The following is a 12,578-nucleotide window of genomic DNA, read 5'->3' on the forward strand; positions in this document are numbered from 1 at the left end:
CTACTCCTCATAGTCATCCTCGCTTTCCTCTATTTTTGATTTTGCGATTGATATAACAAAAGGAATAGCGATCGCGACAGCCGTCACTAACACCAAAGCTCCGATTCCGAGACTGAACAGGTCTCCCGTTCCGTACTGAATCGACATATAAACGGTTGATACCGGATCATTAATACTGAAATTCGGCATTGCCAAATCGAGCAGCGGAGCAATGTAGAACAAAATCAAGGCAGCCGTTGCCACGCCTCCAGGGATTGATCCGAGCATGAATGCCGTACGGATAATCGCAGAGCTTGCGACAAGCAGCAGGATCGTAAAGATCGACCACATAATCGCCTGGTCATCGGCGAGAGAGTAGACATTCAAGCCGAACAGGCTGATCATCAAGCCGACAATGATGTTCAGAATGCCAAACAGCGCGCCTCTGACAAGCAGCGGTGCCTTTTGATAGTGATGGCTGAAATATCCGATCAACAGGCTTGAGATCATGACGATCACGAGAATGACGACCGGCGGAATATTCTGGGCTTTTGACTCCGGAACATCCCCGCTGATTTTCACCGGATTTGCCAAGTGATCGTATACATACGTGTCATTGCCGCCGAAAGCATTGCCGAGAACGCTGTATACATCACCGCGGATGAGCTTAGTGGAATTCACGTTTTTGCCCCAGTTCGAATTCAGCGTATCCGCCTTTGTCTGAACATCGTTTACACTTTGCTGAATGTTGTTTGTGTAATTGATGACGCCTGATTGATGTTCTGACAATGCACCGAGCATATCTGAAAGGTTGAGAATGTCATTTCCAAGCGTATCCTGCATGCTGAGAACGACCGTACCGTCGGTTGCATTCCCTTCCATCACGGCGGATCCTGCACCTGCCGGATTGCTCAGCTGCTCACTGACGACATTTGCCTTTTCGGAAATCGCTTTAAGCTCATTATTGATTTCATCTTGTTTTTGTTTGATGAATGTGCCGTATTCATCGACAAAATCGGTCATGCCCGTTTTGTAATTTTCGATGTCCTGGCTTGTCATGAGCATGTTGTTCTTTAGGTCTTCCCATTTTGTGTTTTCGTCGACGCTGACTTTGAGGACTGTGTTGACATTGTCTTTTTGGCCGTTGACGACATTGTTTTTAACTAAATAGTTTACCGAGCCATATAGGGTCGCTTTATATACTGACAGGTAATTATAATAAGCAAGAAGATCATTAACTCTCCTTGTTTTAACCTCAGAACTAAAAGCTCCTTCTAATTTTTCTCTTCGCTCGGCCCCCATTGGATAATCCAATATGTCTTTTTCAAGTTTTTTTATTTGGCTATAAATTTCCTCGAAATCTTTAGTTCGAGCTTCTTCAAGCTTAGTTATTCTTTCGTTAAGCTTTTCGATATCGGCATTTAATCCTTTGATTGTATCATTTAAACTATTTATTTTATCATCTAGCTTTTCAAGCTGTTTTTGAAGCTCTTCATTATGTGTTTCCTGTTTTGCACGAAGATCCTCTTCCACTTTTTCGATGCGGGCGGCAGCATTGTTCAACTGCTCTTTTAATTTGGCAATCTCATCATCCTTCTGATCGTCAGGCGTTTCGCCTCCAGGCTGCTCAGACTGTCCGTCATCCCCGGTTCCCGGATCATTGGTTGGGTCTTCAGAAGGCTGGTTATCTTCCTGCTGTCCATTTTCAGCCGTTTCTGAAGCTGTCTGATTGTCATCTGTTGTTTGACTGTTGTCTTGATCTCCGGTTTGATCGCTGCCTTGATCTCCGGTTTGACCGTTACCCTGATCCTGGTTTTGATCTGATCCATCTGAAGAATTATTATCGCCGGGGTTTTCGCTTCCGTTGTCCGGAGATTCTTTCAACCCGTCCGATATCTCTTTTAATTCAGCTGCGACGTTTTTTAATTCGTCCTGCTGCTCTTGGAGATCAATCTTTAAATCCTTCGGCTGTTCTTCATCATCATCTTTATTATCATCGTTATTATTATCATCACCAGGATCGGTACCTGGTGAATCATCTCCAGTCCCCTCGGTTAAACGCCACCGTGCATCAATCATTGAAGGCTGAATCTGATCTAAATTGTATATTCTTGTCTTTGCTTGATACTCATCAATCAGGTTGTTTTCAATCGTATTAATTCCATTAAACTGCTGCTGCGGCACCTGATTATATCTGTACTGTTGCAAAATATCTTTAGATCTCACAACCAAGTCAAATCGCTGCTGCAAATTTCCAAACGCCGTGTTCATGCTGTTCATGCTTTGGTTGAAGCTTGTTTCTGTGCTCGCCTGCTTTTCGTTGATGGACGCGAGACCACTTTGGATTTGCTTTTCGCTGTCAGCCTGGGCGGCTTGAAGCAGTTTGGCCTGCTCTTCTTGGTATTTTTTATACTGGTTGACATTTTCGATAAAAGCGTCCAGTTGTTTTTTTGTTTCTTCAACGCCTGCATTGCGGTCTTTTGACGTGTCTTTCGTTTGATTGATCGAGTCTTTCAAGGTGTCGATCATATCTTTTTGTTTTTCGACCTCGCCCGCCAGGTTGTTTGAGCTCGGTTTGTAAAAGTTGTACATCGCGTTTTGGAATTCTGATTCTTTGTCTACGATGTTGTCAAATTCGTCCCTGACGCCTTTCATATTCTCTTTGACAGCCTTCCAATAGAAGGAAGTCATCTTTTTGCTGACAGTCTTTTGCGCGTCTTGAAGCTCCCGCTGGACTTTTTCCTTGTTGACCGCGTCAAGCTTTCCTTGAATTCTGAATTCCAATTGCGCTTTTTGCGGACGCTTATGATTGTAGCTCAAAATATTGTTCGTAAAATCTGATGGAATATAGACGATCGCATCGTATTTTTGGTCGGTGAGTCCGCTCTCGGCGGTGCTACGGCTGACGACCGTCCATTTATAGTCAGGGCGTTCAGCCAGCACAGCCGACATATCGCGGCCTAAATTTTGATCGTTTCCATCGGTTTGTTCGCTGCCGATGTCTTCATTGACAACGGCAATCTCCTTCGTCTCGTTCGATACCTTTTTCGTCGGATCCTCTCCGATGAAGCGGAAAAATAAGACGGGCAGCAATATGATGACAAGCACGGCGCTGATGATTTTCAGCGAGCTTTTTTGTTGTTCCGTCATATCGTTTTCTTCCTTTCTACAGAGCATAAAGGAATTTGAATTTTCCTTTCCTTACCGTTTTCAACGATGTAGCCGAAGCCCGGCTGAATTTCAGGCTCCTGCCGCTCGTACGGAAGCTGGATAAGGTTTTGCTCGGACTTTTTCATCAGCAGGACAGCGTGTCTGACTTGTTTGAGCTCGCTTGTTAATGAATCGTACCCTTTCGTAAACTCGTTGTGGTTTCCGGAAGGTATAAAATGGAAACCTAAGTGGGCGTACGATTTCATAAACATGGCCATCCTGTCTTGTATCGATGCGTCAATCGTTTGCTGGAAGCGCGAAATTCCGTCAACGATAAAGACCATCGGCGAGAAATCGAGGTTTGCGCTTTGTCCTTGTCTGACGGCTTCCACGTACATCGCTTCCCTCGTCCGGCAAATTTCTTCCGTCTCGGACAGCCAGAGCAGAATGTCATCCTTCGTTTCAAGATAGCTGATCTCATCTTCTGTTGCGTATTGTGACAAGCCGCGGTCAATCGAATCAAACACAGCAATGTTTTTCGTGTCGTGATCAAGCAGATGCTCGAGGATGATCTTGACGACGTTTGTTTTTCCACGCTGCGTTTGTCCCATGACGAGGCAGTGTTTGTTTTTCTCAAGATTGAAATAAACAGGCTCAACGGTCTCTTCATCAAGTCCCATCGGGAGCATGCCTCTTTCAGGCTGAAGCGGGTAATCTCTCATAAACTGCGACACGGAAAGCTCGAGCGGCAGCATCGGCACCGGTGCCGGCATTCTCATGCCTTCATAGCGGTCCGCGATTGCCTGAATTTCGGCTTTGATGTTTTCAAACAGTTCGATTTCGCTGTCTGCTTCAACAGGCATAAACATCTGGGCAAAGTACTGGTTCTCTTTATTGATGATGACCCGTCCCGGAATCGGTTCAAGGCTGTACTCCGGCCTTCCGATAATCGAATAGGCTTCAGACTGATCCATCAAGTAATGGACGACCCTTGTTTTCAGGTTGTTTAAGAGCGACTGCCTGATTGCATTGACCCTTGTCGCCGTCAGGATTAAATAAATCCCCAGCGACTGGCCGTCGCGGGCAAACTGAATAAATTCAGCTTCAAGCTCATGCATTTCGTCTTTAATAATGTCAAAGTTGTCCACCGTAATGAAAATGAACGGCAGCTTTTCTTCGTTCAGCGCATTGTACATCTTGATGTGGCTGATTTCTTTGGCGCGGAACAAATTTTTGCGATGCTCGATTTCCTCTTTGATGCGGACCATGAATTTTTCGATTTTTCTTGTCTGATCCATCAGGAAATAATCGGCCGTATGCGGAAGTCTCGCAAGCGGCAGAAGCGTTCCGTTGCCAAAGTCGAAGATGTAGTTGTGCAGCTCTTCAGGCGTGTATTCGGCCGCAAAGCTCATCAGGAAGGTGATGGCGGTGAGCGATTTTCCGTAGCCCGAAGATCCGACGATACCGATGTTTCCGTCCTCCATCATGCGATAGCTGATCGGCTCCTGGCTTTGTTTCTCCGGCTCATCGATAAAGGCGAAGTTAAACGTATCGGCCTCATCTGACGGATACAGCGATTTTGGTATGCGCTCTTCAAGCGGCGGCAGCCACGGACTCGGAAGCTTATCGATGCCCATTTCCTCCTGAATCTGCTCGATTTGTTCAACGACTGCCGAGATTTCCGTCTGAACTTCTTTTTTCGCGGACTGATCGGCGTCTACATCCGACAATGGAATCAAGCCTGTATCGGTTACGATCGCGACTTCGTCCTCTGTACCGTATGCATCCTCCATGTAAGGCGCACCGCTCCACGCCGACTGGAACAGCTCGTACACTTCATTGTTGCCGACCTGCAAATAACCGCGGCCTGTGACCGTAATGGTCGCCGCATCCCCGTTTTTGAGGATCTCTTTACTGTCATTTGCATCCTGCACCTTTAAAGCGACTTTAAATCTGGAGTTACTCCAAATCTGGTCATCGATAATGCCGCCCGGTTTTTGCGTCGCCAAAATCAAATGCACCCCAAGGCTCCGTCCGATCCTGGCGGCACTGACAAGCTCGCGGATAAATTCAGGCTCTTCGCTTTTGAGCTCGGCAAACTCGTCGGATATTAAGAACAAGTGCGGCATCGCCGTTTTCGCTTTGTTCTGTTTGTACAGCTTTGTATAATCGTTGATATGATTGACTTTGTATTGGTCAAAGAGGCGCTGTCTTTTCTTCAGCTCGCTTTTAATCGACGCCAGGGCGCGCGTGCTGAAGTTTTTGCTGCCTTCGATGTTCGTGATCGTTCCGAGCAGATGCGGAATGTTTCTGAACGGCTGCGCCATTCCGCCCCCTTTATAGTCAATCAGCAGAAAAGCGACTTCATGCGGATGGAAGTGAACGGCTAAAGACAAAATATACGTCTGTAAAAATTCACTTTTTCCCGATCCGGTTGTCCCCGCAAGCAAGCCGTGGGGCCCGTGCGCTTTTTCGTGCAGGTTTAAATAGACGATGTCATCTTTTCCTTTATAACCGATCGGCACGGCCAGCGATTTAGCCGACTCGCTTGACAGCCATTTCTCCCTGATTCCGATGTCATTGACTTCTTTTGCATGGAACAGCTCAAGAAACGATACGGTTTCAGGGATCGAGTTGGTCATGCCCATCTGGTGGTCAAGCGTCCGCAATGTCCGTGAGAAGATTTCATTGTCTTCCCTCTTATGGTGATCCAATTGAAACGGAATTTGGACGGCTTTCTTTTGCTTGATCAAAATGTCTCCTTCTTGTTCAGTAATATAACGAACAAGCGTATGAATGTTGTCGGACAGGCTTTCCTTCGTCTCTGCGGCAACGATCGTCGAGACGCCGAGATGTCTCAGCTTGCCTTCCAAATACTCTAAGATGACGTGTTCTGCAATGAGCTGCTGATTGGTGATGATAAAGACAAAGTGCGGTCTGAACCGTGTTTTTTCTTTGTTTTCGTCCAAATCGCGCTCTCTCAAAATCTCGTAAATGCTTGACAGCAGCTGGTCCCTCGTCTGTTCATTGTAAATAAACCCTTTCGCATATGTATGCGGAAGCTGAAAATGCGGGAGCCATTTCATCCATTCCCAGTCTTTGTATTCCTCTTCGTCAAAAATGAATACGAAGCGCAGATCGTGATAGCTGTGGAAAAAAGCAAGCTGTCCGACAAGCTGATGAATTTCATTTTTTACAACGGCTGCTTTCCCGACGACACCCATCGGACCTTCGGCAAGGTTCACGGTGACGGGAGCGTTTTTCAGCTCTCTGTAGACCTCTTCCATTCTTTGCGTTTGTTCGAGAAGGTGGTCTGTGTCGCGGTTTGCCAAATCCCCGCCGTTCAAATTGATTTGGTAGGAGGAGTGAACCGTCCCAGTACCAAGGCGAATTTGCAGAAAATCTTCGCTCTCGATCGATCTTTCCCAAATCCGGCCGCTGATTTCGCTCGTTAAATATTTCATCCTTTCAAATGAAGGAAAATGAAAGTTCAGGACAAATTTTTGCCTTTCCGCAAGCTCATGCAGCTCTTTCTTTTTATTTTCGAGGTAAAGGGTGTAGACCCGCTCCCTTTTCTCCTCGCGCTTTTTGCGCTGGTTTTTGTCGCGGAAATATTGCACCGTCGATGTAATCAGCGTCATCATAAACATCGCCAGGGAGACGAGAATAAAAATCCCGCGCGGCTGAATGATCGCCACGATTCCCATGACGATCAGCATGACAACCGGAGGCAGGATCATGAGCCATAACCCCTTGTTGTCATTGTCTGACTCCTGAGCCGGAAAGCTGAAGGAGATTTTATCATCAGGCAGATCATAGATCATTCTTGGCGGCCTGCGGTAGTGCGGGTATTTATTTTTCGTTTCAGAGCTTGGTCTGACCGTTTGTTCCAAGGCAGTTTCAAACGGTTCCCACGCATTGATTTCCAAAAGGTCGCCTTCAATCAACCGGAAGGTATTGAGTCCGTACAGGATTTCGTCTCCGTTTTGCAATGAGGCGGGTTTTGATCGTTTTTCTCCGTTCAAATAGACGTTCTCGCCGTTCGGCACGACGTTCCATCGGTCTTCAAGCCTGATGATCGAGAAGGCGCCTTTGTTTCCGAAAAATGAGTACGTCCCGGAGAAATAGACGTCTGCTTCCTGATCAACGGAGGAAATCGTTATTTCCTTTCTTTCTCCTAAATAATAAGCAGGGGCGCTTTCGTGTACTTCGGTTAAAAAGAGGACCAGTTCTTCCTCCCCGTCCTTTACAGCCGCTTTTTCGCCGAGCGTCAGTACCTGGGCGGGCTCTCCCTCCTGATATACGCTGTATGAGTCGGCATCCTTATGCTTTTCCAAAGTCACCGGACCTTTTTTAAACGGGAAATGCCGGATGGTGACGGAATGCTTCAGCTCTGAGCCGATGGTCAGCGTGCGGGTGCTGGGATGATCCAGCTTTACGTTTTGATAGTTTTCGTTATAAAAAATCCATAACAGATTCATTTTTCCGCCTCCTGCAAACAACAGGTTTTATCGCTTTTATTTGTCATCTTTTTTCTTGTTGTCATCCTTTGCTTTTTTTTCCTTTTCAGCCTGTTTCGCTTTTTCTTCCTCTTGTTTAGCCTTTTCCGCTTCTTGTGCGGCCTGCTGCTGGTCACTGGAAGTCTGCTCGGCTTCTTCGGAGTTTTTCGCTTTTTCTTGATCCTCTTTCACTTGTTCGAGTTCTTTTTCAATCGGCTCAAGCTGTTTTTCTCTTTCTTCGCTCGACAATTTGTCATCCGCTTTGATTTCCTGCTCATATTTGATGAGCGCATAGCCGATCCAGCGGTTATCCTCCAACAGGCGGGCCGTTTCTAAAGCTGCCTTATTTTCGCCCCGGCCAATTTGAATGAAGTACTGGAAATACCTCGAATCAGCCTGAAGGGTGAGCAAATTCAGGGCAGCTTCTTGTCCTCCGTTGGTTTCCTTCAGATAATTATCGACGGACGCGTAAGAATAAGCAAGCTGATATTGAACAGACTCCGGCATATCACCGGCGCCATATTTATCGAGCGTGCTGATGACTTTGCTGTATTGTTTATTCAAGAAGTAGCGGTTGCTTTCGATGAACGCTTCCTGTTTCGGCTGGATAAAGAACAGCGAATAAAATGTAAATAAAACAGCCGGTATTAAACATATAATGAGTCCCAATCCTATGTATCTTTGGTTCTTCCATTTTTTCTTCGGAAGATGGACAAGCGTTTTTTCTTCGGCATCCAGTTCATCGATCTTCCTTTGGATGACGGCTTTCAAATCGCCGTACGTTTCGCTTGAGATGATGTCTTTGGCCTGGTCAGAAAACTTCATCGTTTCGCTGTATTTCAAGTAATCTTCGAAGGAAAATTCCCAGTCGACGGCAAGCGCTGCCGCCGCTTTCACTTCATTAAAAAGTCGTTCTTCGTCGTTTTCGTATGGCGGAATGCTTTCTTTCACTCCATAATGTAAAAATGCAGGGGTAAGCCCCTTGTCAAAGACAATGTTTTCCGGTGCTGCGATCATGTGCAGCCTTTTGACCGAATGCTCCTCAACAGCTTTTACGAGCTGATAGGCAAACAGCCACTTGCTCTTTTTGTTTTTCGATTTCAAATGACGAAACGGCTTGTATTCTGAAGGAGGCTGAATCGAAATTTGAACTTCGTCTTCAGTCATGACGGTTTCCTTTTGAAAGGAAGGGTTTACTTCTTTAATGACGTTTGCTTCCAGACCGTTTACAAGATTGATTTTTTCTCTTTGAAAACGAAAGATATAGGTATCTTTTTCTTTCGTCATGACGGCCTCTAATTGCTTTTCCAAATACGTTTTCTTTTTTTCTGCCATTCATTCAGATCCTTTCATAGTATTTCCAGGCGGTCTCCTGTCGTAATACCGCAGTCGGCCAGCGTGTATTCGCCTGAAAAAACGGCGTCTTTATTCGTCACCCTTATCCAGCAGCCTTCGCGCGGGGGCAAGGGGATGCTTTTGGCCTGCCATGCGATGTCGATGACCTTTTTAATAGAATGGTAATCTGACAGTCTGAGATCAAAAGCGCTGCCGTCATAGTGCTTTAAATCGATGGTAATGTCAACATACACCGGTTCATCACCTCTCAATTAGAAAAAGCGCCGTCATCTTCTTTTGAATTAGGCGCTTCTCTCGTTCTTCTAATCTGTAATTAGCCGCGGATTTGGCTAGCGATATCTTGGTCAGTGCTTTCAAGAGTGTTAGCAGTCTGATGAAGCTGTTTAGAAACGTCGCTTAGAAGTTCAGCCATTTTAATAAAAGAAGGTCTTAGCTCTTGGTATTGCTCTGAGAATGCCCGGCTTGATTCACCTTCCCACATATCTTGAAGCTGGTTGATCATTTGATCAAGACGCTGGTTTACCTGTTCAGTTACATCTCCGCTTTCTTTTTGATATCTGTCAGCCATTTGCCGCAGCTCAGCCGGCGTTACACGAATGATTCCTGACATATTCCTTATACCTCCTGCGCTATTCGCCCTAGATATGGGCTAAATAACTTATTTTTTTGACGCTCTTATTATAAAAACAAGATTGAGGCACAGTCAAACAAATCTGTTGTATTTTTACAAAATGAGTCTAAAGGTTTATCATTCCTCTGTTTCCAGGCGGCTGAAATTATAGAAATCTAGTAAAAATATCTCAATTTTGTGTCATAACAAAGAATGAATCGAAAGACATAGTTCTATATAACCACTCAAACATTCGCCTGCTTTTCATCGATCGCAAGCGAACGGGTATTAGGTAAAAGGTTGGATCCTCATTATCATGAATGTCACCCTGTTAACGCGCACCTGCTGAAGCACTGTCTCGTATTTATAAAAGCAACAAATAACAGAAAACTTTTTTGTTGCTTTCCCCAAACACCTATATCCATAATAAAAGTAAGATGGGGATGTGCTAAAAATTTTTCATGAACAAAGTAGGGGTTTTTTATGAACAATCGACCGAATCCTTTTAAATACAGCTACGATCGTCTCGAAGATGTCGCAGACCATATCAGCGAGGTTCTGAACTGTCCTATTACAATAGAAGATGTCAATCACCGGCTTCTCGCCTACAGCACGCACAGCGATTATACGGATCCGGCGAGAACATCGACGATCATCGGCCGCCGCGTACCCGAAAAGGTGATCAACAAGCTTTGGAAAGACGGGACCATTCCAGCCCTGCTGAAAACGAACGAGCCGGTCAGGGTAAAACAGATTAACGAAGTCGGGCTCAGCAGCCGCGTCGCGATTTCGATTTGGAAAAACAGCGAAGTCATCGGATTTATTTGGGCGCTCGAAAGCCAAAAAACGCTTTCTGAAAAAGAGCTGCATCTTCTGAAGCTGGCAGCCGAATCGGTTAAAAATAAGCTTTTGCCCTACCAGGCCCGCAAAAGAAAAAACGAACAGCGCAGCCAGGAGTTTTTCTGGAAGCTGCTCACCGGGCACATTTCAGAGGAGCGGGAAATCGCGGACGGCTTTCACCAGCTCGGCATCGGCGTTCCCTCATCCTATTCGGTATTGATCGTGCGCCTGAAAAACGAAATTGACGAGAAAACGGAAAAACAGCTTCATTATTTATTGGAAACGACTCAGCAGGTGCAAGTTCTGCTGGCCACGCTTGACTATAATGAACTGATTATCCTCGCTTCCCCAAAAAAAGGGCTTAACGGACAGCCGTTCAACGATTTAAAACAATTTGCCGCAAATATTCAAAAACAGCTCGAAGAACGCTACAAGCTCCATGACTGCACGCTGTCGATCGGCGGAATGTATGAATTGATCACCCGCGTCGATCAGTCCTATCAGGAAGCGCTTTCCGTTTTAAAGGTAAAAGAACGGTTTGCTGCGGAAACAAAGCACCTTGTCAGCTTTTCTGAGCTGGGCATTTATCAATATCTTGATGTGCTTGCCGAAAAACGAAAGCATGCCAACTATCCAAACTATTCTCTGACACGGCTTGAAGCGTACGACAGGGAACACAATTCAAACCTTGTCGAAACCCTTGAGCAATTTATCGAATGCGACAGCAATGTTAACACGGCCGCCAAAAAGCTGAACATTCACGTCAATACGTTAAATTACAGGCTGAAACGCATCGGCAACATCGCGGAAATCGATTTAAAAAATATCAATGAGAAATTCTCGATTTACCTTGAAATCAAGCTGAAAAACATGCATTTGTGAAATTCCACAAATGCGTGTTTTTTTATTTTTTCGATCAAACAAAGAAAATTCCAAAAAATCAATATACACTTAAAGAACAGAAGGTTTTTTGAAGAAGGGGGAGGGATTTACGATGATTATCGGGGTTCCAAAAGAGATTAAAAACAATGAAAACAGGGTGGCTTTAACACCCGGTGCAGCTTCGCAGCTTATCGCCGCAGGGCACCGCGTCATCATAGAAACAAATGCCGGTGCAGGAAGCGGTTTTGATAACGAAGATTACGTGTCTGTGGGAGCCGAAATCGCCGAACAGGCGAAAGCCGTCTGGGATTCTGCCGAGATGGTGATGAAAGTAAAAGAGCCTCTTCCTGAAGAGTATCCGTATTTCAGAGAAGGACTGATCTTGTTCACCTACCTGCACTTGGCTGCAGAGCCTTCCTTGGCTGAAGCGTTAAAACAAAAAGGCGTCACTGCCATCGCATACGAAACGGTGAGCGACGGCCGATCCCTTCCTTTGCTGACGCCGATGTCGGAAGTAGCCGGCCGGATGGCCGCCCAAATCGGCGCGCAATTCCTTGAAAAGCCAAAAGGAGGCAAAGGAATACTGTTAGCCGGCGTTCCCGGCGTTGCCCGCGGAAAAGTGACCATCATCGGCGGCGGCGTTGTCGGTACGAACGCCGCAAAGGTTGCGGCAGGTCTTGGAGCAGACGTGACGATGATCGATTTAAACGCAGACCGGCTGCGCCAGCTTGACGATCAGTTCGGCCATCAAATTAATACGCTTATGTCAAACCCGGTCAATATCGCCGACGCAGTGGCTGAAGCCGATCTTCTCATCTGCGCTGTGCTGATTCCAGGCGCCAAAGCTCCGACTTTGGTAACGGAGGAAATGGTGAAGCAAATGAAGCCCGGCTCTGTGATCGTCGATGTAGCCATTGACCAGGGCGGCATCGTCGAAACGGTCGACCATATCACAACCCATGACAACCCGACATACGAAAAACACGGAATCGTCCATTACGCCGTCGCCAACATGCCGGGCGCCGTCCCGAGAACGTCAACCGTGGCATTGACAAACGTTACGGTTCCATACGCGCTTGAAATCGCGAATAAGGGCGCTGTGAAAGCCGTTTTGGACAACGCGGCCTTAAAAGCGGGCGTCAATGTGGCGAACGGACATATCACATATGAAGCGGTGGCAAGAGATTTAAATTACGATTACGTGCCGGCCGAACTGGCGATCGAAAACCCGTCATCCGCGGCTGAAGCATAATCGTCTCCAG

The 12,578-nt window shown here is 46.2% G+C and carries 7 protein-coding genes; 2 read left to right on the forward strand and 5 right to left on the reverse strand.

The genetic code is table 11. The features are described 5' to 3' along the window. The 5 genes from esaA to AB447_RS08540 form a co-directional block, all read right to left on the reverse strand. Positions 1-3,129 (reverse strand): type VII secretion protein EsaA, encoded by a 3,129-nt coding sequence (gene esaA / locus AB447_RS08520; protein WP_048406735.1) that lies wholly within the window; start codon positions 3,127-3,129, stop codon positions 1-3. Further along, a complete protein-coding gene (gene essC, locus AB447_RS08525) occupies positions 3,126-7,610 on the reverse strand; it encodes a type VII secretion protein EssC (RefSeq protein WP_057957517.1) in 4,485 nt (1,494 codons plus the stop codon). The genes esaA and essC overlap by 4 nt, the downstream gene beginning before the upstream one ends. Positions 7,611-7,646: 36 nt before the next feature. Further along, positions 7,647-8,963, reverse strand: a complete 1,317-nt coding sequence (gene essB, locus AB447_RS08530; RefSeq protein WP_048406733.1) for a type VII secretion protein EssB — start codon at positions 8,961-8,963, stop codon at positions 7,647-7,649. A 14-nt stretch (positions 8,964-8,977) separates the two neighbouring features. Next, positions 8,978-9,217 (reverse strand): ESX secretion system protein YukD, encoded by a 240-nt coding sequence (gene yukD / locus AB447_RS08535; RefSeq protein WP_046131710.1) that lies wholly within the window; start codon positions 9,215-9,217, stop codon positions 8,978-8,980. Positions 9,218-9,297: 80 nt separating this feature from the next. Continuing rightward, positions 9,298-9,594, reverse strand: a complete 297-nt coding sequence (locus tag AB447_RS08540) for a WXG100 family type VII secretion target (RefSeq protein ID WP_003184900.1) — start codon at positions 9,592-9,594, stop codon at positions 9,298-9,300. Positions 9,595-10,077: 483 nt separating this feature from the next. Between AB447_RS08540 and AB447_RS08545 the strand changes: the two genes are divergently transcribed. After that, complete coding sequence (locus tag AB447_RS08545; RefSeq protein ID WP_048406732.1) at positions 10,078-11,316, forward strand: PucR family transcriptional regulator; 1,239 nt, start codon at positions 10,078-10,080, stop codon at positions 11,314-11,316. A 112-nt stretch (positions 11,317-11,428) separates the two neighbouring features. Next, a complete protein-coding gene (gene ald, locus AB447_RS08550; protein WP_057957518.1) occupies positions 11,429-12,568 on the forward strand; it encodes an alanine dehydrogenase in 1,140 nt (379 codons plus the stop codon). Positions 12,569-12,578: the final 10 nt, after the last annotated feature.

This window comes from Bacillus glycinifermentans (genome assembly GCF_001042475.2).
Lineage (GTDB): Bacteria > Bacillota > Bacilli > Bacillales > Bacillaceae > Bacillus > Bacillus glycinifermentans.